We start from the raw sequence: 23,536 nt of genomic DNA, 5'->3' as shown, positions 1-23,536 counted from the left end.
CTTAATCCCCCTTTAATGATTTGGCCGGATTGATACGGGCTGCCCTAAGGCTTTGCCAGCTGATAGCAAGGAAAGAAACCAGAAAAACTGATACTCCCGCAAGGACAAATATCCACCAGTATATGGTCGTCTTATATGCAAAGTTCTCGAGCCACTTGTCCATAACATACCATGCCGCAGGCATTGCTATGACAAAGGATAGGAATATCCATCGCAACAATCCGAAATTGAGCATAAACACGATCTCGCTATTGGTTGCGCCATTTACTTTGCGGATGCTGATTTCCTTCATACGGTTCTTTATCATAAAGGCCATGAATATAATCAGTCCGAGGATAGTGATAATGAAAGACAGTATGGAGAAGAATATAACGACCTTCTCAGCATTCAGCTCGTTCATATATAGGGATTTGTAAGAGTCTGACAGGAATTTGTAGTTGATCGGATAATCAGGATTTAGTGTAGCCCATACAGAGTTCAGAGTGACTAAAGCCTGTTCGTTCCTACCGGGGGCAATGCGGATAATGAAGCAATTCATAAACATATTCCGTTGGAGTATAACCATAGGGATGGCGTCTTCATAAACATTGGTGTATGTGAAATCTTCGACTACTCCGCAGATTATTCCTGTAGGAAAATAGTCGAGAGAGTTGTGGACTATGCCGACCTCTTTTCCGATAGCTTCTTCAGGCGAGGAGAAGCCTAATTGACCGAGTGCTTTTCTGTTGACTATGATATTGTCTGTGTGGAATGGTTTAAAGCCTTCTTCATACATCTTCCTTTGCTGAAGATTTTCTTCTTCCGCATATGATAGCCGGAGAGGTGGAAACAGTGTTCCCGCTACAGGTTTTATATTGAAAGTCTGCATAAAGTCTTCACCGACCACCAGTACGGGTATATATACCGGTTCTTTCCCTTGTGCGGTTATAGCAATCATATCGCGGACAGCGATTCCCGGTAGTTGCATAGCGGCTGTAACGGATTCTATTTCGCTATGTTTGAGGAGCTCGTCCCGAAAGGCTGTATAGTTTTTTATGACCTCGTGCGGTTGTTCTTCAAATACAAGTATCCTGTCATTGTTGCCTGCAACCTGAGTGTTGCGGATAAGGGCCATCTGACTATTGATGCCGATACCTACTATGATAATGAACAGGACGATACTGTACTGTACTATGAGCATGTATTTTACATTGGATATAGAAAAGCGGGATTGCCGCAAGTCTGCCTGCTCATTCAGAAAGATGGTTGCCGACATATTGATAAGTATAGGCAATAGAGATACAAAGATGGTGAAAAGGATAAAAAGAAGGGCGAGAATGATTGTTTCGCCTAAGGATAATGTCGAGAATGGGATGGAGAAATAGTTACCGATGAATGCCGATAGTAATTTCCCGGCTAATATGGAGATAACAGCTAAGAGTAGCGAAACCCATATCTCGTCTTTTATTACTACCGAAGAGGAAGCTCCGTTCATTCTCAGCAACTGGTAATACCGCTTATTGTAAGAGAATATTACACTGGAATTGAGCCACAGGTTGAACAGGACGATTATAAGAAGAAGGAGATTGATGCCAGCTATCAGGTAGATGTAATATATATTACCGTTGGTTTCCATTTCGCGTAGTAAATGGCTATGCAAATGGATGTCGGTCATCGGCATCAGACTGATTACGGCATTCCCGTTATCCGGGTTTTGTGATTTGAAATTGGTGGTCAGCCTGCTTTGAATGTCGGCAAGATTGTAACCGTCTTTCAACAACAGGTATGTATAGTAAAATGAATTGTCTAAATCGTCTTTATGGATAATGACATCGCTATGGAAGTGGGTATTTTCGGGCATGTTCTTAAATACTCCACTTATAAAGCGGACAGTAGATTCGATTCGTCTGCTGCTCAATTCTATTTTTTCGCCGATTATATCTGTCCTGCCAAAGAGTTGGAGTGCGAGGCGTTCGCTGATAATGACACTTTCGGGAGACCTGAATGCTTCTTTGCTATTGCCCTCTATTAACGGGATGTCGAGGATGTTCAATAAGTTCTCACCGGCAAAGAATAGATTGCTTAATACTTGTTTGTTGCCATTGTGGTTTAGTATTGCTGTATTTACCAGTTCCAACTTCAGTACGTCTTCTATTTCGGGTATGTCTTGCCATATTTGTTTTGCAGAAATACCATAAATACGTCCGTCAGCTGTATTGTTTTCATATGAAAGAGTCATGCGGGCTATCCGGTGAGCATTGCTGTAAAACTTATCGTAGCTAAGTTCGCGCTTGATGTATGTATAGGAAACCAATATACAAGCAAATATGAGGGTTAATCCCAGCAGATTTATAATACGGAGACTTTTACTTTTCAGCAAGCGGCGGAGTATAAACGGTATATGGTACATAAAGAGTTCTTTGATTTATTGATTTAATATGAATTGTAGAAGGAGCGAAAGGCTAAAAAACATGGAAAGAAAGAGAAAGAGTGTGTCTGCTTCTAAACCTTTTCTACTCCTTTACAATTACAATTATCTATGGAAACTAATACTATTCATTTTGTATTGCATTTACAGGATTCATATTTGCCGCCTTCCATGTCTGATAGCAGACCGTAAGCATTGCGATGATGAAAGATAATGCCCCGGCTCCCAGGAATATCCATATGCTCAGTGATGTTTTTACTACAAAACCATCCAGCCAACGTGAGACAAAGTAATAGGACACCGGGCAGGCTATGAGAAATGAAATAACTATCCATATTATAGTGTCTTTATTTAATAATGCGATAAGGTCGAGAATCGTTGCCCCGTTTATTTTGCGGATACCTATTTCTTTTATCCTTCGCTGGGTAGAATAAAATACCATCGCATATAAGCCCATGACGGTAATAATCAAAGTGATAATCAATGCATAACTTAATACATTACGAGCATTCATTTCGGACGAGTATTGAGCCTCATATGTTGTATCCAGGTAATGATATTCGAAAGGTACATTAGGCAATATTTGCTTCCATTTCTTTTCTATGGTCTTTATTGCCTTTTGAGGGTTTCCGGCGATTTTGAAGAATATCGGATTATGATCATCCCTTGATAGGTTGAGATACATTTGAGCATCAGGTTCCTGATATAACGATTTTACATAAGAATCGCGTATCACACCTTTCACGATATACTCTTTCCCATCGTTTTCACTGAGCTTTCCTCCTACGGATATTATATGAAAAGCTTTGCCTACAGGATCTTCCAGCCCCAGTAACCGGGCTGCCCGTTCATTTATAACACAAAAGCGTGAACTAGCAGCACTTTCTTCATACAAAGGATTTTCACCGGCAATGAATACCATACCGAAGAAGTCGAAATAGTTGGGTGATACTTCCGATAAGTCAAGTAATATCTCCTCTCCGGTTTCTACGTTTTTTCCTCCTATTCCATTCCCTCCTCTAAGAGGCAGATCGTATTGTTTCATTGCTACATCTGTAATAGAGGGTTCTTGTATCATTTCTTCGCGCAGAGCTTTATAATCGCGACCAAAGTCTCTCCAGCCATTTATGTAAACTATATTTTTGTTGTCAAAGCCCAAATTCTGATTAAGTATCTGATCTATTTGTTTAGCAAAGAAAAGTACTATAATGAGAAGGCTGATAGACGTGGAGAATTGGACAATTATAAGTACCTTCTGAAATATAGACATCTTTTTTCCACGAAATTTTCCTTTAAGGGTTTCTATAACTCCGATTTTAGTCATTTGAAAAGCAGGGAACGAGCCGGCTATAAAGATTGTCACTACTGCCAAAGTGAAAATAAAGATGTATAATTCAGGAGAAAGATAATCTATAGTCACATTAGACTGTGTGTAACTATTGAACACGGGAAGAGCCAGCATTGTAAGTAATATACCTAAAAATATAGCAATCAGAACGTATAAAGCAGTTTCTTTATAGAAGTCCAATATAAGCAGTTTTTTACAGGCACCGAGCGATTTTTTGATTCCGATAGTTTTTGCCCTGATGAAAGAAGTAGAAATGAAAAGATTTGTAAAATTGATGCAAGCGATGATAAGAATGGCTATGGCTATACTAATAAACGTTTTTAAAAGGTTTTCATTCCCTTTTATTGCACTATCGAAACCCGCACTTGTTTTGCTGAAATGAATATTTTTCAGGTGCTCCAGTTCAACAGGAATATCGCCAATAAAAGCTGATACACCTCTCTTATTTATCAGACTGACCTTCTTTTCTATAGAATGAATGTCTGCATTTGGAGAAAGGATAAAATAGGTATCATACTTAAAACTGCTGTCCCATCCCCAGTCTTTGAAAAAAGAAAACAGAGGGAAAACAATATCAGCTTGTATATGAGAGTTTCGAGGCATATCGTACATAATAGCGGATACGGTAAATTTCCATCCGTGAAAGATAACAGTCTTACCTATGGGGTTTTCATTTGGAAAGTATCTTTTTGCAGACGATTCTGTTAGAATAACGTTATCAGGGGCCGAGAAAGCCGTTTTAATATCTCCTTCTTTCAGGGGAAAAGAGAAGAATGAAAAGAAATTAGGGTCGGTAATAATATTCCTTACATTAAAATATGTGATCCGGTCAATCTCAATACCATTGTTTTCTATAACTACCCTGCACATCTGTTCTATTTCGGGAATCTCCGCAGCAGCCAGTTCACCCAAAGGTTTAAAAGCGGTAGCTGCTTTGATAGGAATACTACCATACTCGAAACTCTGCACTACCCGATACATCCTCTCTCCGTTTTTATGAAAATTGTCGAAAGATAATTCATTGATAGCCCACAATCCGACTGTAATGGAAACCATGATACCGAGGCTTAATCCGCAAATATTAAGTATACCCACGGTTTTCTGTTTCCTGAAATTCCTGAAAAATTGTTTCATTGTTATATTGCTGATTGATTGTAAGGGTATGAATGAAAAAAACTATTACATCATGCTTTCTACCTCGGTAACGATCTGTCCGTCGAACAGATTCACTATACGGTGAGCAAATGAGGCATCGTGCTGGGAGTGAGTTACCATGACAATGGTAGCACCTTCCCTGTTGAGTTCGGTGAGCAGGTCCATCACATCCTTTCCGTTTTTAGAATCCAGATTACCAGTCGGTTCATCGGCCAGTATCAGTTTGGGATTGGCTATTACAGCACGTGCTATGGCAACACGTTGTTGCTGACCTCCTGATAGTTGATTGGGGAAATGGCTTGCTCTGTGGCTGATGCTCATTCTGCGGAGAGTGTCTTCTACACGTTTTTTGCGTTCCGATGCTTTTACTTTCAGATAGGTGAGGGGGAGTTCCACGTTTTCGAAGACAGTCATTTCTTCAATCAAATTGAAGCTTTGGAATACAAATCCGATATTTCCTTTACGGGTTTGTGTGCGTTCTTTCTCCTTTAAGTTGCCTACTTCATTTTGGTCTAATAGATAATGCCCGGATGTAGGGTTGTCCAACAATCCCAGAATATTTAGCAGGGTGGATTTACCACAACCTGAAGGTCCCATAATAGCGATAAATTCGCCTTTATTTACATGCATAGATATACCGTTCAATGCGATTGTCTCTACTTCTTCTGTACGGAATACTTTCTTTAAATCATTAATCTGTATCATAACTTTTAAATTTAAATTGTTTTTTAAGGTCGCAGACCTATTAAATATTTTTTTATTTATATCATTCGTTTTTTAATGAATCTACTGGATTCATATTTGCCGTTTTCCAACTTTGCCAGCTGACGGTAGCAATTACGATCAGGGATATTATGGCTCCGCTTGTCAAGAATACCCACCAATGTATCGGGGTCCGGTAAGCAAAGTTTTCGAGCCAGCGATTGATTATATAATATGATAAAGGGGTAGCTAGTATAAAACAAACAACCAATATCTTTATATATGTCTTATTAAACAGCAAGAGTATTTCATTTATAGATGATCCCATCACTTTACGGATACTAATTTCCTTACGGCGATATTCACTCTCGAAGATAACCAGCCCGAATACACCGACAATGGAAATAAGAATGGCTATCAGGCTGAATGTTGTAATCAACAAAGAAAGTTTCTTCTCTTTCTGATACGTGTTATTCAATACATCATCGAAAAAACGGATGTTATACGGATAATCAGGATTGATAGTACTCAAGGTCTTTTTTACTGTCTCGATGGCCTGATACGGATTGGCTTCTTTGGTTGTCTTCACATATATATGATTGAACCGGCTCGTCCAATCGTTGCCATTTTCCATTATCAGATAGAATGCCATCGGAGCCACTTCTGTACGGAATGTAGCAAATTTCAGATCAGGTACAAAGCCGATGATTTCCATGCTGTCTATCATCGAATTTAATTCTAAGTCGTACTCCGTTTTGGCTTTTTCGTTGAATATGTAGCAGGGTAGCCTTTTGCTTGCATCTTCTTCGGTGAAGTTACGTCCTTCCGATATTTTTATTCCCATTGCATCGAGGAATGAGTAGCCGACAGGGATGCATTGAAATTGTATGTTTTTTTCTTTATATATCCGTCCCCAACCCATATACTGTTCGCTACTCGACAATACTATTTGGCTCTTGGAAATATTCTTGATTTGTGGGTCTGTTTCTAATTGCGACTTAACCAATGACCACTTATCCCGTAGCGACTTATCAGCACCTACTATTATCAAGGCTTCTTTATCGTATCCCAGAGAAGAGTTTTGCATAAAATGGTTTTGCATATACATCAATCCGGCACTCATTATTAATGCCAGAGAGGCAATAAATTGGAATCCGATAAGTATGTTTCTCATTTTCTGCCCTTTACCTGATAGTCCGAAGTTACCTTTCAGTACTAATGCCGGAGGGAAAGATGTCATATAAAAGGCCGGATAGATACCCGATACGATACCTATAATTAAAGCTAGTAATGCCGATAATATGATTAGAGGTAAATTAGTCATTATTGCTATATCAGCATTTATTAATTCCTGTATGGGTGAGTATTGTACCAGCTTTAGCCACAAAACTGAAAGGATAAAGGCAACTATTGCAGTACAAACCGCTTCGATAAGTAATATGATGCGTAACTCTGTTTCTGTTGCACCCAGTACTTTTTGCGTATTGATACTTCTGATACGGGCAGGAGTCAAAGCCATACTGAAATTAGTGAAGTTTACGCCGGCAATGATAACGATGACGAACGCAATGGCAAATAATATTGCTATTGTCTGACGGCTCGATTTCGGATGTCTGTCATAAAGAACATCTGTGGTATAATGGAGCTCGGGCAATTGGGTAAACTGAAAGACTACATCTTTCCAATCGTTATTCAAATCATTTGCAGCATACTTCCTGAATGTATCAGACAAACCGTTCACAGCCTCCGGGGAATCCACCTGTATGAATAGGTTATAGTTACTGTTTCCCCAACTTTTGATATTTTCATCATCGGGCATTTTATAATAAATGACATTCAGGAGAGACGTATTTTTAGGAAAATCTTTATATACTCCGCCTATAGTATATATTGTGTTATCTTCCAGTTTTAGCTGTTTATTTAATGCATGTTCGTCTCTCCATATTTTGTGGGCAATACTTGCGGGAATTAATATTTTACCGGGTTCTGATAAAGCTTTATCCGAGCCTTCAATCATATCGAAATGAAATACATCTGTGTAAGTCGAGGTGACTCTGAGCATTTCTTCCTGAAATCCTGAATTCGAGTTGTTGCCAGATACCGGTTTAAGGAAAAATCGTTCTGAACCGAAGTTAGTTATCGTTCCGGCTAAAATATGAGGTGATGACTGAAACAGAATATCAGATATCGGACGGCATATGATACCCTGTTTACTCCCATCCTTATGTACCACTTCTACACGATATATACAGTCTGCATTAACTATATCTTTATCGAAGTTGGAGTCGAAATTGACCTGCATCATTATAATCATAAATGATGTGAAAGCGACAGATAAACCTAAAATATTCAAGAATGTTGCTGTCTTGAACCGCCGTAGGACATAGATGAAATTTCTTATTACTGATTTCATAGTCAAAAAGATTATTCGTTTTTTAATGAGTCAACTGGATTAACCGTTGCGGCTCGCCAACTTTGCCAGCTGACTGTCAGTATAATGATAAGTAATACCGGAATACCGGCTAAGATAAATCCCCACCAGTCCAGTGGAGTTTTATATGTAAAATTCTCCAGCCAGCGATTTAGTATATAATAACTGACAGGAACAGATATGATGAAGCATATAATGAAAATCAATAGGTAGTTCTTATTCAAAAGAGTAAGTATTTCGATTTCATCAGACCCCAATATCTTCCGTACACCTATTTCTTTACGCTTGTATTCACACTCGAACATGGCTATACCGAATACGCCGACAATGGATATGATAATAGCTAGTATGCTGAACATGCTTATTGTAGCTTCTGTACTTATTTCCTGTTTGTATAAGCTGTCGAACACCTGATCGTAAAACTCTATTTTAATAGGATATGCAGGATCGAAGTCTGAAATGGTTTTCTCAATATATGATACAGCCTGCCTTATATCCGCACCCGCTTTTATGCGTATATAGGAATAAGACTGTAGGTTACCATCATTGAAAACAAAGGCCATATCTTCCGATTGGTTGCGCAATGACCTGAACTTTACGTCGTCTGTTATACCCAGCACTCGTCCTTCATTGTTTTTTTCATGAGTTCTGATCCATTCCACATCGATAATTTCACCCGGCTTTATATCATATTTTTTTTGCAGGTTACTGTTTATGATATATGATACAACAGAATCATTCTTTACCGATTCATCAGGCATTCTGCCTTCCCTGACCTTTATGTCCATAACGTCGAGAAAATTCCATGATACGGACAATGAATAAAAACCGATACTTTCATCTTTATATTTCGCACCCCATGTACGGTAATTATCGGAAGCTCCGAACTTCTGATGGGAGAAAGCGACGTCTACTATGGCGGGATTGTCTTTCAACGCGGCAGTAAAAGAATTTTTCTCTTTCCAGGCAATACTCTGAGGCAGTTCTACGATGGCTATGTTATCAGTATTATATCCCAGTGTATATTTTTGCATAAACAGATTTTGTTTATAGACAAAAAATGAAGTTATAATGAGTATAATAGACATCAGAAATTGAAACCCGATCAATATAGTCCGTAGCTTCTTGCCCGAAGGTGAGAGTCCGAAATTTCCTTTCAAAGCCAAAGCCGGAGAATAAGATGTCATATAAAATGCAGGGCGTATGCTTGCAATTGTTCCTGCTATAATGGCAATCAGTCCTGTAATCAGAGCCGGGAAGATATTATTCGCCGGATTTATATCGGCACGTATAAAAGGCAAGGCATTGCTCCCGTCCAGAATAAAAGTAACAAGGATGGCCAGTATAAAAGATATCAGGCTCATGATGATACCTTCCGTAATAATACCCAACCGGAGGGATGTATTGGTACTTCCCAATATTTTCCTCGTGTTTATACTACGCATACGCATCGGGGACAACGCCATATTAAAGTTCGTATAATTAATAATGGCTATAACTATAATGATGATGCCGATAGTAATTAGCAACAGGGGTGTAGTTTCACTCCCGCTTTTTACTAACTTGCCCGAAGGATCACTATTTTGAAAATAAATAGCCGGGAGTGGAGTCAGCTTTATACCTATTTCATTGTGCTCATTAAACGTTTTGGTGAAATCGAAGTTCTTATTAAAATTATCAGCTATTTCCTGCGGGGATACATTGTTATCGAGCAGGATATAACAGAAATAATTGGAACTGCCCCAGTCGCTTATCGCATAATTTTCTGCTATCGCTGTGTGAATGCAATTTTTCAGTTGCGTATTATCCGGGAAATCTTCGAATACACCGCCGATAATCAGGAATCCTTTGTCCTGTTTTGACCACAAACTTCCGGTCAGGTTGAGTTGCTTACCTACCGCTTGTTTGTCACCAAACATTTTACGGGCAATACTTTTCGGAATCATTACATTTTCAGGGTTATTCAGGCAATCAGCCTGACCTTCGAGCATCTTGAAGTCGAACATCTTTACTATACCTGTATTGCAGGTAGTAAAAGCTTCTTTAAATCCTCTTTGTATATTCCCTTCATCGACAGTGACGTAGAATTCGTCTATATAAGGATTGATAAGTGTACCGGCGATAATATGCGGCGAAGACGCTATTACGGCAGCCGTAAATGGGCGTGAATGAATAGTCCAGTCTTCGCCGGTTTTGAAGTTGGTACCTTCCACCCTGTATATCCTGCCTGCATTGGAATGGCACTTTTCGAAACTATACTCAAAGTTTACCTGAATGGCAATGATAAGGAATGCAGCAAAGGCGGCGGTCAGTCCGAGTATATTAAGGATACCCGATACCCTGTATTTTTTGAATGTGTAAATAAAATTACTGAATATGGCTTTCATCTTTTCATTCTGTTTTTAATGCTTCTATAGGATTCCGTGACAATACCCTAAGGCTAACCAACGAGGTCACTGAAATAGCTATAACACATTGGATCAGTACAGGAAATACAAATATACTCCAGCCGAGAGATGTGTGGTTTGTATAATTATTGAGCCAGTCGATTGCGTAATAATAAACTACAGGCACGGCAATAACTCCCGCTACACAAATCCAGATAACGATATCGCGGCTGAGCAATGTGAAAATGCTTGCTTTATCGGCTCCGTTTACCCTTCGTATCCCGATTTCTTTTATCCGCCGCATGGTCGTGTACAGGTGCATAGCTATCAATCCTAATGTAGCAATGAGAATAGAAAGGAATGAACTTATAGCTATCACTTTCGTCTGTGTCTTGATGGTATTGAATTTCTGGTCATAAATATCTTTACTCCACTTTGGATTAAGATAGAAGTTGGGATCGAATTTCCGCAGGGTGTTCTGGGTTATCTCTTCCGCTTTGTTTCTGCTTACATTTTCATCGAATTTTATATAAATCTGGCCTCCCCATCTGATACGGCTGAGCACTATCGGCTGCACCGTACTGGCCGGGTTGTCGTAATAGAAATCCTTTACAACTCCTACGATTTCCGCTATTCCTTTATAGTCGACCTGTTTGCCTGTAACCGGATAATCGAGTCCCAGCATTTTTATTGCGGCTTCATTGACTATTATCTGGCGGATGCTATCGGGTGTCTCTTCTCTGTAGAACTCTCCTTCAAGTAGCTGAAATCCCATTAGTTCGCACAATCCGGCTCTTATTCTGTATTCGTTTATCGAAAAACTTTTCTCTTTATTGTCCAACAGTGCAATACCCTGTCCACTGCCTCCAACACCGACTGTGTGATGGGCACCACTTACCATTTTTACTTCAGGCAGAGTGAGTAGTTCTTGTTTTACGGCTTCATAGCTTTCTGTTATAGCTCTTGTTGTAGGGAAACTTACTACTTTGTCGGGATTATATCCCAACGGAATATTTTGCAGGTAATTACTTTGTTTATCGATAACTAATATAAAGGAAATAAGTATGATAGTAATAATAGACTGTATGACTACGACAATCGTATTTAGCCTGCGTTTCGATAATTTGATCCGCTTACCCAGGATGTCCAGCGGACTAAAACGGCTAAGATAAAATGCCGGGTAAAATGCCGACAGTATAACCGTAATAATGAAAAGCGCTATAATACACAGAATAAATAAAGGGTTTACCAATTGTATAAGGTCTATATCCTTTCTTATCAGATCGGCGAAGTATGGTGTACATATCACAGCCAGAATAAACCCGATAACGAACGCACCAAATACAATGACAGAAACTTCCCTGAAAAATAGTCTGATAATATCTTCTATACGGGCTCCGTTCGTTTTGCGTATCCCTATTTCATTCAAGCGTGTTTCGCCCTGTGCCATAAAGAGGTTGATAAAGTTCGTAATGGCTAGAATGAGGATAAACAGAGCCAGCCCCGACAATAGCCAGATAAAAGTCATGCTGCCTTGTTTCCAGAACCGGTCTGCAGATAACGAATGCATGTATATATCGGTTACATTCTGTATAGTACCGTGAGCTTTGCCATTGAAGTAAGACGCCCAAGGTTCCAGTTCCGAACTATATTCTTTTTCAATGGCTGCTGAAACATCTGTTGTCGAGACATCCGGTTTTATCAGATAATACACGACAAATTCCAGACCACCAAACTCTTCCATATATTGAGGTATCCTCCCTAATACATCGAAGGTAAAATGTGTATTCTTAGGCAATTCTTCAACTACGGCTGATACAATAACTTCGTCTTCTCCGATTTTAAGCGTTTTTCCAAAGGCTGCACTTGTACTGCCGAACATGGCTTCTGCTTTTGACCGGGTGAGAACCAGCGATTTCATATTTTCTAATGCAGCCTGAGGAGTTCCTTCTATGAATTTCATCGGGAAAACAGTGAAAAATTCAGGGTCAGCATATACTTGTCTCAGGTTCTGGAAATGTTCGTCTTTGTTGATAACCTCTACATTGCCGGCATCATATATTTGTGTAGCTGCTTCAATTCCCGGTACTTTTGATGGCAATTCCCGGTACGCTTTGCGAAGGGTTATACCGTATGTGTGGGTATTGCCATTCTCTTCCAGCATAGTTACCATATTGAGAATACGCTCTTTATTTGCCAGATGTTTATCATAGCTCAGTTCATTTATGATGAACAAGAGTAGCATGATAGATGCTGCCAGACCAATGGCCAGCCCTGTTATATTCACCCATAAAAAATAGCGGGTACGTTTGTAAGACCTTAATATATTCATAGTGCTTTTACTTTAGTATCAGTTCCTGTATATCACCGTAGCTGTCATAAGCAGATGTAATCACTTTTTCGCCGGATTCCAGACCGCTTGTTACCTCATAATAATTCGGGTTTTGACGGCCTATTGTTATTTTACGTCTTACAGCCTTGCTGCCATCCGGTACAACAACGAATATCCATTGTCCTCCGGTCGTCTGATAGAATGGGCCACGTGGTATCAATATAGCTTCGGCTGGTTGCCCTAACTGGAGATTTATATAATATGTTTGTCCTGCACGGATATTGTCGGGACGTTCTCCTTCGAATACAAAATCGGTTTTGAACTGTTTATCCCGTACTTCCGGATATACTTTCCTTACACGCAGGGCAAAATCTTTGTTCTGACGTTCAAATGTAGCGTCCAATCCCGGTTTTACCCTATCTATATAATGTTCGTCAATCATGGCTTCTACCTTATAATCGGATAAGACGCTGATCTGGCCTATACGCTCACCGGAAGCGACGGTTTGTCCTATTTCTACGTCCAGCACTCCTAATTGTCCATCCACAGGGGCTTTAACATTCAGATTATCCACGCGTTGACGTACCAGCACGAGGTTCTTACGGATATTGTGCAAACTTTCTTCCATTTGGTCTACCTGAATACCGCGATATAAAGAATCCTGCTTCTGACGTTCTACAATCAATACCCGCCCGTCCACAGCAAAGTCGTAATCTTCTTTAGCCTGAAGATATTCTTCTTTTGATGTCAGTTTTTCGGAATATAGTTGCTTGTACTGTTCATACTTTCTCTTTTTGCGCTCTACATCCATATCGAGTTGTAGTTTTTCTTTTTTCAGACTGAGTCTTTCCTGTTCCATCGATACCTGTGTATTACGAAGAAAATTTTGCTTTTCGGCCAGTTGTGCCTCACTATCGAGTATGTAAAGGCTCAGCATGGGGTTTGTCAGACGGATTATAACGTCTCCCTGATGTACATCCGATCCTTCTTCTATCAGCTTCTCTGCCACCATACCTCCTTCTATGGCGCTCAGAAAAATTGTATTGATAGGTTGTACCTGTCCGGGAATGCGGACATAATCGTTAAACATACCTTTAGTAGATTCCTGTATAGTAACCTTGTCTTTTTCTATATTCAGTTTTGATGCATGATTACCAAATATGAACCAACCGATAACAGCAAGTAAAAAGATACCTCCGGCAATGAAAGGTATATGCTTTTTCTGTATTCCTTTTTTCTTTTCTATTTTAATATCCATATGATTTATTATTTCAAAATTTCAAAATTTGGCTTCGCTTATAATTTAATTCAAAATACACATATTCCTTCATTTGCATTATTCAGTGATGAATGGAGTGCCTTTGTAATAATCTACCAGACGATGCTTCAACTCATATTTCAGGCGAGCATTCAACTCATCTACTTTTGCCTGTAACAGGCGGTTAGAGCTGGTATACAATTCTATCGCACTAATGAGTCCTTCTGTAAATTTGCGTTGATTTACATTATGGGCGACGGTCATGGCATCAGTTTGTTTTTTTGCCTGGTAAAACTCGTCGGCCAGCCCGTTCATATCGGCAATGGCCTGTTCTACCTCACTATATAGTGTGCGCAGGGTTTCGTCGCGTTCATTACGCGCTATGACTGTTTGAGCCTTACTTCTTTTTACCTGAGCAGAACGTGAGAAGCCTGAGAATATAGGAATAGAAAGAGAGAATCCGATATAATGCCCGCGTTTGTCCCTCATTTGGTCTTTGAATGAAGAATATTCACTGCCGTCCATATAACGGGAAAAATTCGTAGAAATACCGGCTTCCATAGACAGAGTGGGCGAGAAGCTTCCTTTTGCCGCCTTATAAGCTAATTGTTGGGCTTGAAATGCAGATTCGGCTGCTATCGCTTTCGGATTGACAGACTTTGCATTTTCAAAAATGGAGAGCGCAGTTTCTTCAGTCTTTGTTATTAGTTCATCTGAAACAGTATTGCTTATTTCTATATCGTCTTCGATAGGAAAATTCATTTTTTCTTTTAATACAATAATGCCTATTACCAAAAGATTCTTCTGGCGTGTCAGGTTATAATTATCGGTAGCCTCTTTGGCAACAAGTTCGGCTACATCTGCCGCGCCTTTCATCCCGAGTTCTTCCATCCGTTTGACTTGCTTTACGTTAGCTGTGCTTTCTTCAAGTTGTTGTTCAGCCAGTTTTACCATATCCATAGAATATGCGACATTGATAAATGCCTCCATGGTTTCGTAAGCTATTGCATCTTTAGTCTGCTGCAATTGCTGTTTACCCATCAGTTTGTTCACCTTTTGCATTTTCATTTTATTAATATTCGAAAAGCCATCGAATAATACAAGTGACGAGTAAAGGCTGTAATTGTTACTGAAGGAATTGATATCGGTGTATGTATTCGTTTCAGAATCCAGTCCGCGTCCAAAATTGAACGATGCATTGGTATTTGCACTCAAAGATGGTATAAGTTTCCCCACAGCTTCCAGAAAATTTTGGTGGTAGATGCTGTTTTGAGCATCTTGTTTGTTCTTTTTGGGGCTGTTTTCTATTGCATACCGCATACACTCGTCCAGTGTCCATTTCTTTTCCTGGGCATTAGTTATAAGACCTATAAAGAGGGCAATAGTGAAGATTATATATTTCATAATTTTATTGCATTTTTAATATTTAAGAACGAAAGTCGTGCCAAAGTGGATAATTGTCTGATGTGTAATTGTTTCTGTATTTTTGGATATTTAAAAAGTGTAAAATAATTTTACAGTGTTTGTCAAATTTTATTACAATAGACTAAGGTTTCTTCATCTATGTCGTATAAATACTATTGATATGGAAAATTGGTACTATTAGTTGTATCCTGTATATCTTTGCCTTTTTATTTGTAATTATTCTAAATTAATATTTATATAAAATGCAATTATATAATACATTAAGCGCAGAAGAAAGAGCTAAACTCATTGATGATGCAGGGCTTCAACGATTGACTTTGTCTTTCTATACATATGCACACATACAGAATCCGCAGCAGTTCAGAGACGAATTGTATATCCGTTGGGATGAATTGGATGTCCTTGGGCGCATCTATGTGGCAAAGGAAGGCATCAATGCCCAGTTATCATTACCGGCTGCTAATATGGAAGCTTTTAAGGATTTCCTGGATACATATCCGTTTATGAAAGGAATACGGCTGAATGTAGCTGTAGAGCATGATAACAAATCTTTTCTGAAACTCAAGATAAAAGTAAGGGATAAGATTGTGGCCGACGGGCTGAATGATAATTCTTTCGATCCCACTGATATAGGCATACACCTGAAGGCAAAAGAATTTAACAGCATGATGGATGATCCGGATGCTATTGTAATAGATATGCGGAACCATTATGAAAGCGAAATAGGGCATTTTGCAGGAGCTATGACTCCTGATGTGGATACATTTCGTGACTCACTGCCTATCATACACGAGCAACTGAAAGACTATAAAGACAATAAAAAGCTGTTAATGTATTGTACAGGCGGTATTCGTTGCGAGAAAGCCAGTGCGTACTTCAAACATCAGGGATTCAAGAATGTTTATCAGCTCGAAGGCGGTATTATCGAATATACCCGTCAGGTAAAAGCGGAAGGGCTGGAATCGAAGTTTACAGGTAAGAATTTTGTGTTCGATAACCGTCTGGGGGAACGTATCACAGAAGACATAATCGCTCATTGCCATCAGTGTGGAAAACCCTGCGATACACATACCAACTGTGAGAATGACGGATGCCACCTGCTGTTCATCCAATGTGATGAATGTGCGGAAAAAATGAAAGGCTGCTGCTGTGATGCTTGTAAGGATATTGTATCTTTGCCAGATGAACAGCAAAAGGTGATACGAAAGGGCATCAGAAATGGTACTATGATCTTTAAGAAAGGACGCTCGAAAAGCCTTTTGTTCAAAGACTAATATAATTATGCCGGAAGAAATTTTTCCGCTTGTTGACGAAACAGGCAATATAATCGGACAGGCACCGCGCAGTGTCTGCCACGATGGTTCGAAGCTTTTACACCCTGTTATTCACTTGCATATATTCAATTCGGAAGGGGATTTGTATCTGCAAAAGCGTTCCCCGACAAAAGATGTACAGCCCAACAAATGGGATTCGTCGGTTGCCGGACATATAGATTTGGATGAAATGCCGTATATGGCAGCTTGGCGCGAAGCCCGGGAAGAATTAGGCCTTTCGGATATAGAGCCGATATTTATCACAAAATATATTATAGAAACGGAGAGGGAACGGGAACTGAGTTATTGTTTCTATACGATATATAATGGTGATTTTATTTTAAACAGGGAAGAACTGTCGGACGGGCGCTTCTGGAAGATAGAAGAAATCCAGTCCAATTTGGGTAAAGATATTTTTACGACAAACTTTGAACTGGATTTTATTAAGTTTCTGAACAAAGGACTGAGCGGAATCAGTTCAGATATTTGATAATCTGCTGCATATCAGAAAAATTTGGAACAACATTCTCTGTCCTTTCTATCAATACTTCGTGCGGTATAGTAGTCGACAGTCCGATTACTTTCATTCCCGCATCCTGACCAGCCCGTATGCCATGCAGTGAGTCTTCGAATACGATACATTCTGCCGGGGAAGAATTCAGGTCTTGAGCTGCCAGTTTGTAGCACATCGGGTTAGGTTTTCCTTCGGTGATACGCGCGGCAGTGACTACTACATCGAACGTATCGGATAATTGAAGAATATCGAGTGCCCTTTTCATTTTGAAGTCCTGGGAGCTGGTGACTATACCTGTTTTGTAGTTGTTATCTTTCAGGTATTTGATAAAGTCCATCACGCCGTCAACCAACGGGAAATCCATGTTGAGTTCAAAATCTTCCAGTTCTTGAGCTATCTTGTCTTGTTCTTCCTGAGATAAGTGGCTGAAATACTTTTTCAGTATATCGGGTGAAGTCGTACCTTTCACCTGTAAAGCAAAGTTTTCTATACCCAGATTGTACCTTTCACCCAAATCTTCGATATGGATATCATATTGAGGTTCGGTGTCAGCAATAACTCCGTCGAAATCGAAAAGAACCGTTGAAATTTTAGTCATGTCTATATCGTTGTTTTTTTACGATGCAAAGGTAAGACTTTATATTTTGATAAGCAACCTGAGGATGAATAAGCGGTATGAACCACAAAAAAGGAGATGAATTCAATTTGAATTCATCTCCCGGTAATTAGTATTGTATATTTTTATTTCAATCTGTAAGTGATGCCTATTGTACCATAGATATTGTGCATCTTGAATTCGATCGGGTTTGTTCCCGAATAAAAATAAGGAACCAGCCCCCAAGTAACGCTTCCGTAAAATCCGATACGATTAGTAAGCCGGAATTCGCCTCCGCCCAATAATCCGAAATCGTAGTCACGGGTATCATCGCTAAAGTCGAATGTGGCTCCCTCCCCATCTATTTCCTGCCTTTGGCCTACAGGGGTATCTATACGCATATAGCCATCATAAACTTTTCCGTTAAACTTGGACGACAGTGTTCTTGCTGCATATATACCCAGACGTACCTGCCATCTGTTATTAAAATTGTATGTTCCATAGATAGGTATGGTGAGGTAAGTCATGTCCACATTGGTCATATTCTTTCCTACAAAATAACCGCTGAGACGGCTACCATCTTCGGTGAGGACAACACTGGTCTTCATATATTTCACTTCGTCCCTTACTCTCATACCTTTCCAGTCGAGGGTGGCGCCAGCACCGATGCCCCATTTGTCATCGAGGCTGTATACCACATTGAATCCCAATTGCGGGTTAAATTTGGGATTGTAACTTTCGATTTTTCTCACTTCCGCAGGCAGAGGCAGCGGAGCTGTACCTCCAATATTAAATCCCAGGAGGAATGACAAATCGAGCGGTTTCTTATCCTGTATCTGGGCGGATATACTTGCCGAAAATGCTGATATAAGAAGTAAAGCAAATAGTATATTGTAAGATCTCAATTTCATATTTTTCCTTTTTAAAAACTTTCGGTTAATATTTCCAGTTCATCAACAATCAATGTACTGCCTATTGCTCCCTCATAGAGGTTACCGTCTTGACTGGAAGATAAAACGATTGTCAGTTTATAGTTGTTGTTTTCGAAATCGAAATCGATTTTTTCCCCTTTTTCATTTTCTTTGTATATAAATGGAATAGTGAATTTGTAGAATCCTTTATCCACTTCTTCATCGGTAATATGACTTGTTTCTCTACTCCAATCAGCTCTGGCTATAATTTTGTCAGAGGTCGACACCGTTCTGCCATCCAGATATTCATTCTGTCCGGACGCATTTTTACTTACTTTAAATATTACGGCATATATGCTGCATTCATCTACTTTTCCGGCAACAGGATAGCCGTCTTTATCCGTGAATTCAGGTCCCGGAGTATATTTGTAATACCCTGTGAAAGTTACAGGTTTACCATTTGCCTGTGAATACATCCGCCCCAGTTTCAGGGAGAGTAGGGGGTCTTCTAATTTTGGGCTAAATTCGCCTAAGAACAATGAACCGGCAAATATAGGAATATTCATATTTGTTATAGATACATACAGTCCTTTAATGGTTTGTAATTTAGCTCCATATGTTCCGGAATAAGAGTCTGTCGTCTTTTCAGTCGGATATGGATTTGCATTCAGAACAATAGCAACACCGGAGTTACCTGTGCTCCATGCATTATGATTGGATAATAATATGGGATATTTACGGCTGCTTACACCAGCTTCACCCCAGTCTTCAAAATCGTATTTCAAATCTATATTGGAGCTGACATTGATAGTATATCGTTTCGAATAATTTCCATCTTCGGAAGTAACTGTATATTCTTTACCTTCACTAAAGTCCATTGCCACTCCCGATGCCGGAGAAATGGTCGCTCCCGGAGAAACTTCGATTACAGGAGCCAGATTTGTTAGATCAGCATCACTGGTTACAAATATTTGGACTTGATCGTTTGCGTCGGATATAATACTCGAAATAAAAGTATTTCCTTCTACTTTTACATCTGTGATGTCAGCTTCTCTGTTTAAAGGTTCATCCTGAATACATGAGTTCAATGTCAGGGCAATGATGATATTCAGGGTTAAAAATGATTTAGATCTCATACATTTCGATTAAAAAATAGTATGCAAAGGTAAATATTTCTGTTAACATTTTGCCCAAAATCTGAATATTAAGCTACTATTACCTTTCTTTTATGCAAATAACAAGAGCTTTTCTCATAAATGGAGAGAAAAGCTCTTATTTGTTTATGGGAATATCCTGTGTAAATATTATTCTTTCATAGTCAGCAACTTATCATTGTTTGTGTCTATGGTTATTTGCCTTATCACAGTCCCTTTATTGCCATACGAATGTGCTATACATTGCGACTTTCGAGCCCACATCTTCTGTTCTTGGTTCCATTTTGTCTGGATTATATTGGCTATTTTTCCATCACTGGTATATTCATATCTGTACTTTTGGGCGGGAATCCACTTTGTACCATATTCTGAGAGATAAGTTGTCCTTTCTACCAGTTTCTCGCTAGGGTCGTATAGGTAAATAACTTTTGATACAGCCTTTGTCCGTTGATACTGAGTTGACTCTTTAGTTGTATATCCACTCTCATCTTTACTTATCTTTACATCACTATCTCTCTTATTTTGAGAAAAAACACCTACTGATAGAAATAAGAATATTATTATTGATGTTAAAACTTTTGCTTTCATAATCGTACTTTTTGTTAAACTGGTTTTACACTGATTGAATATTTTTATAAGCGCTTTCTATGTATATGACGAGATTGATAGAAAAAGGTTACAGAAATTCTATTATAAAATATAAAAGAGAGTAAAATGAAAATGTTGTACATAAAAAAGCCGCCCTTCTTATTTAAGAAGGGCGGCGTCATATAATCCACTTTAGCTATTCGGGAATAATTTTAAACTTAAATTATTAAAAGAATCTTTGTCTTAGGGCTTTTATATATGTAGTGAGTGAAGTTTTTTTATTTCTTGGCCCAATCGTTAGACTTCTTGTCCCACTTGATCATAGTTGGAGTCTGAGGTTGATTTTCGGCATTGTAAGTATATTTATACTTCTGAACACCTGTCCATCCTTTTTCGCCCATCCATTCATAAGTGGCTTTTTCCATCATACGATTAGTTGCATCATAGACATAAGTAGTTTTTGTCAATGGAGCGTTTGTGTTTTTGTCACAAAATATAAATTCTTTCACACACCCGTCTTCAGTCTGTTCCACATTAGTAAATGTGATGGTTTCAGGAGTGCCTGCAAAAATGTTTGCAGAAAAGAAAAGAATAGCTAATAACGAAAATAAAGTTTTTGTTTTCATGATTCAAAATTAATTTAGTACTGCAAAGATATATTGTTTTCTTATATAGAAGAAAGAAAAATTATCAAATAGTCATTATTATGTAGTTAAATATAGTTAATTTGATATATTTTGCGTCTATAATTTGGGTTCTTTGGTTATGTTTACTGTCAAAAAGATATATTTTGATGATCGGATATAACTAAAAATAATAAAAGGATAAGCAAATCCATCAAAAGAGAAGATTATATCAAAAAAACAATGCTTATTGTATAAAAATGGGGCAGATATGGGTTGAAAAGTCTTTCATATTTGAAAAAAAATGACGAAATTTGCGAGCCTTAAAAAGAGCTGAATAAATTTAACTATATAAACCAATAAAAAAACGATGGTAAAAAGTGCTTTACAAGTAGCCAGGGCTGCTTATAAACCAAAAATGCCAAAAGCATTGTATGGTTCTGTGAAAATTGAAGAAGGTGCAGCAACACAATCGGTAGCTGACCAGGAAGAGGTGAAGAAGTTATTTCCTAATACATATGGAATGCCTACTCTTAAGTTTGTAGAAGCTTCAGAGAAAGCAAACTATCCGGCTATCAATGTAGGGGTTATCCTCTCTGGAGGACAGGCTCCCGGCGGACATAATGTAATTGCAGGTCTGTTCGACGGAATCAAAAACTTAAATTCAGGCAGTCGCCTTTATGGTTTCCTTATGGGACCCGGCGGATTGGTAGACCACGATTATAAAGAACTTACAGGTGAAATTATTGATGAATACCGCAATACAGGTGGTTTTGATATCATAGGTTCGGGACGTACCAAACTGGAATCGAAAGAACAGTTTGATAAAGGTCTTGAAATTCTTAAAAAGTTGGATATCAAAGCGCTGGTTATTATTGGTGGTGATGATTCAAATACAAATGCATGTGTATTGGCTGAATATTACAAAGCTATCAATGCAGGGGTACAGGTGATCGGCTGTCCTAAGACAATCGATGGCGACCTTAAAAACGAAATGATAGAAACATCGTTCGGTTTCGATACAGCATGTAAAGTATATGCCGAAGTTATCGGTAATATTCAGCGCGACTGTAACTCTGCCCGTAAATACTGGCACTTCATTAAGTTGATGGGTCGTTCGGCTTCTCACATTGCACTTGAATGTGCATTGCAGGTACAGCCTAATATCTGTATCATTTCGGAAGAAGTGGAAGCTAAAAAACTATCCCTTGACGATATTGTGACAGATATAGCTAAAGCTGTGGCACGCCGTGCTGCCGATGGTAATAACTTTGGTACTGTGCTTATCCCGGAAGGGCTTATCGAGTTCATTCCGGCGATGAAAGTGCTTATTTCAGAATTGAATGATTTCCTTGCGCATCATCAGGACGAATTCAATGCAGTGCCTAAAGATGAACAACTGGCTTATATCAGAAAGAACTTATCCGCCGATAATGCGAAAGTATTTGCAAGCCTTCCCGATGGCGTTGCCCGTCAGTTGACACTCGACCGTGACCCTCATGGCAATGTACAGGTTTCTCTTATCGAAACCGAAAAGTTACTGGCCGAAATGGTAGGTAACAAACTTGCTGAAATGAAAGCTGAAGGAAAATATAGCGGTAAATTTGCATCGCAAGTGCATTTCTTCGGATATGAAGGGCGTTGTGCTGCTCCGTCAAATTATGATGCAGACTATTGTTATTCTTTGGGTTATACTGCTGCTGCCCTTATTGGTGCAGGCAAAACAGGATATATGTCATCGGTACGTAACACTACAGCTCCGGCCAGTGAATGGGTAGCGGGTGGTGTACCTGTGACAATGATGATGAACATGGAACGCCGTCATGGTGAAATGAAGCCTGTGATTCGTAAAGCTCTTGTTGAACTCGATGGTGCTCCGTTCAAATATCTGGTAGCAAATCGTGAAGCTTGGGCTGTGGGTACAGAATTTGTTTATCCGGGACCGATACAATACTTCGGACCAACTGAAGTATGCGACCAGCCTACAATCACATTAAAACTGGAACAAGGTAAATAATTTACCCCGCAATATATATAGGAAAGGCATGGAAGAAATTCCGTGCCTTTTTGTTTTATTCATGCATATTAGAACAAATGCATTAAATTATTTAATCTTTATTGAAGGCTTGTAGGGGCGTATTGCACACACTAGTGTCCACTAAAAAACATTAACAAGCGATGTAATTATTTGATATGCAATTAATAATATTCGTTTTTTTTACGTGTACATTTCAAATCTCTATTTTTGTTAGAAGTAACAAAATGATAGTAGGAATGCACAATGGACATTACGTTTTTACTCAATTATGTAGATTTCTGCCCAAGAGAGCTTTTGATTGTTTAGTCGATAAATACGAAGGCAATAAATATGTAAAATCATTTACTTGTTGGAA

Annotated in this window: 17 protein-coding genes; 4 read left to right on the top strand and 13 right to left on the bottom strand. The window is 39.0% G+C overall.

What is annotated here, in order from left to right:
• Position 1 precedes the first annotated feature (1 nt).
• The 8 genes from IR083_RS19185 to IR083_RS19150 all read right to left on the bottom strand — a co-directional run bounded on the left by IR083_RS19185 (position 2) and on the right by IR083_RS19150 (position 15,424).
• Complete coding sequence (locus tag IR083_RS19185) at positions 2 to 2,389, bottom strand: ABC transporter permease (RefSeq protein ID WP_194225510.1); 2,388 nt, start codon at positions 2,387 to 2,389, stop codon at positions 2 to 4.
• Between the two features lie 142 nt (positions 2,390 to 2,531).
• Positions 2,532 to 4,889 carry an ABC transporter permease gene (locus tag IR083_RS19180; RefSeq protein ID WP_194225509.1) on the bottom strand — a complete coding sequence of 786 codons (2,358 nt, stop codon included), beginning with the start codon at positions 4,887 to 4,889 and terminating at the stop codon, positions 2,532 to 2,534.
• Between the two features lie 45 nt (positions 4,890 to 4,934).
• Positions 4,935 to 5,615, bottom strand: coding sequence for an ABC transporter ATP-binding protein (locus tag IR083_RS19175; protein ID WP_006798243.1), 681 nt, complete (start codon positions 5,613 to 5,615; stop codon positions 4,935 to 4,937).
• Positions 5,616 to 5,676: 61 nt separating this feature from the next.
• Positions 5,677 to 8,025, bottom strand: coding sequence for an ABC transporter permease (locus tag IR083_RS19170; RefSeq protein WP_194225508.1), 2,349 nt, complete (start codon positions 8,023 to 8,025; stop codon positions 5,677 to 5,679).
• Positions 8,026 to 8,036: 11 nt separating this feature from the next.
• Positions 8,037 to 10,430, bottom strand: coding sequence for an ABC transporter permease (locus tag IR083_RS19165; RefSeq protein WP_194225507.1), 2,394 nt, complete (start codon positions 10,428 to 10,430; stop codon positions 8,037 to 8,039).
• Positions 10,431 to 10,434: 4 nt separating this feature from the next.
• The gene (locus IR083_RS19160) at positions 10,435 to 12,762 is read right to left on the bottom strand and encodes an ABC transporter permease (protein WP_194225506.1); all 2,328 of its coding nucleotides are present in this window, start codon (positions 12,760 to 12,762) and stop codon (positions 10,435 to 10,437) included.
• Positions 12,763 to 12,769: 7 nt separating this feature from the next.
• The gene (locus IR083_RS19155; RefSeq protein ID WP_006798239.1) at positions 12,770 to 14,020 is read right to left on the bottom strand and encodes an efflux RND transporter periplasmic adaptor subunit; all 1,251 of its coding nucleotides are present in this window, start codon (positions 14,018 to 14,020) and stop codon (positions 12,770 to 12,772) included.
• Between the two features lie 78 nt (positions 14,021 to 14,098).
• Positions 14,099 to 15,424, bottom strand: coding sequence for a TolC family protein (locus tag IR083_RS19150; RefSeq protein WP_194225505.1), 1,326 nt, complete (start codon positions 15,422 to 15,424; stop codon positions 14,099 to 14,101).
• Between the two features lie 263 nt (positions 15,425 to 15,687).
• On the opposite strand from IR083_RS19150, the gene IR083_RS19145 reads away from it, so the two are divergent.
• Both IR083_RS19145 and IR083_RS19140 read left to right on the top strand, forming a co-directional pair.
• Positions 15,688 to 16,719 (top strand): rhodanese-related sulfurtransferase, encoded by a 1,032-nt coding sequence (locus IR083_RS19145; RefSeq protein WP_194225504.1) that lies wholly within the window; start codon positions 15,688 to 15,690, stop codon positions 16,717 to 16,719.
• A gap of 7 nt (positions 16,720 to 16,726) precedes the next feature.
• Entirely contained in the window at positions 16,727 to 17,248 is a 522-nt protein-coding gene (locus IR083_RS19140) for an NUDIX hydrolase (RefSeq protein ID WP_194225503.1), read from the top strand.
• On the opposite strand, the gene IR083_RS19135 is transcribed toward IR083_RS19140, so the two are convergent.
• The 5 genes from IR083_RS19135 to IR083_RS19115 form a co-directional block, all read right to left on the bottom strand.
• Positions 17,232 to 17,870, bottom strand: coding sequence for an HAD family hydrolase (locus IR083_RS19135; protein ID WP_006798235.1), 639 nt, complete (start codon positions 17,868 to 17,870; stop codon positions 17,232 to 17,234). The two genes, IR083_RS19140 and IR083_RS19135, sit on opposite strands and share 17 nt — an antisense overlap.
• A 143-nt stretch (positions 17,871 to 18,013) precedes the next feature.
• On the bottom strand, positions 18,014 to 18,778 hold the full coding sequence (locus IR083_RS19130; protein ID WP_006798234.1) for a porin family protein: 765 nt from the start codon (positions 18,776 to 18,778) through the stop codon (positions 18,014 to 18,016).
• A gap of 11 nt (positions 18,779 to 18,789) precedes the next feature.
• Positions 18,790 to 19,914 (bottom strand): PCMD domain-containing protein, encoded by a 1,125-nt coding sequence (locus IR083_RS19125; RefSeq protein ID WP_006798233.1) that lies wholly within the window; start codon positions 19,912 to 19,914, stop codon positions 18,790 to 18,792.
• A 168-nt stretch (positions 19,915 to 20,082) separates the two neighbouring features.
• Positions 20,083 to 20,520: a hypothetical protein gene (locus IR083_RS19120; RefSeq protein WP_194225502.1), complete on the bottom strand. Its 438-nt coding sequence runs from the start codon at positions 20,518 to 20,520 to the stop codon at positions 20,083 to 20,085.
• A gap of 278 nt (positions 20,521 to 20,798) precedes the next feature.
• Complete coding sequence (locus tag IR083_RS19115; protein ID WP_006798231.1) at positions 20,799 to 21,146, bottom strand: DUF3836 domain-containing protein; 348 nt, start codon at positions 21,144 to 21,146, stop codon at positions 20,799 to 20,801.
• 367 nt (positions 21,147 to 21,513) lie between these two features.
• Here IR083_RS19115 and IR083_RS19110 point away from each other — a divergent pair, with 367 nt between their 5' ends.
• Positions 21,514 to 23,160: a diphosphate--fructose-6-phosphate 1-phosphotransferase gene (locus IR083_RS19110; RefSeq protein ID WP_006798230.1), complete on the top strand. Its 1,647-nt coding sequence runs from the start codon at positions 21,514 to 21,516 to the stop codon at positions 23,158 to 23,160.
• Positions 23,161 to 23,336: 176 nt separating this feature from the next.
• On the top strand, positions 23,337 to 23,536 hold a 200-nt coding region (locus IR083_RS24925), incomplete at its 3' end, for a DUF4372 domain-containing protein (RefSeq protein ID WP_317174770.1).

It is taken from the genome of Dysgonomonas sp. GY75 (assembly GCF_015234155.1).
Taxonomy (GTDB): domain Bacteria; phylum Bacteroidota; class Bacteroidia; order Bacteroidales; family Dysgonomonadaceae; genus Dysgonomonas; species Dysgonomonas gadei.
Note: the sequence above shows the minus strand (reverse complement) of the source record. Positions and strands in the feature narration are given on the sequence as shown.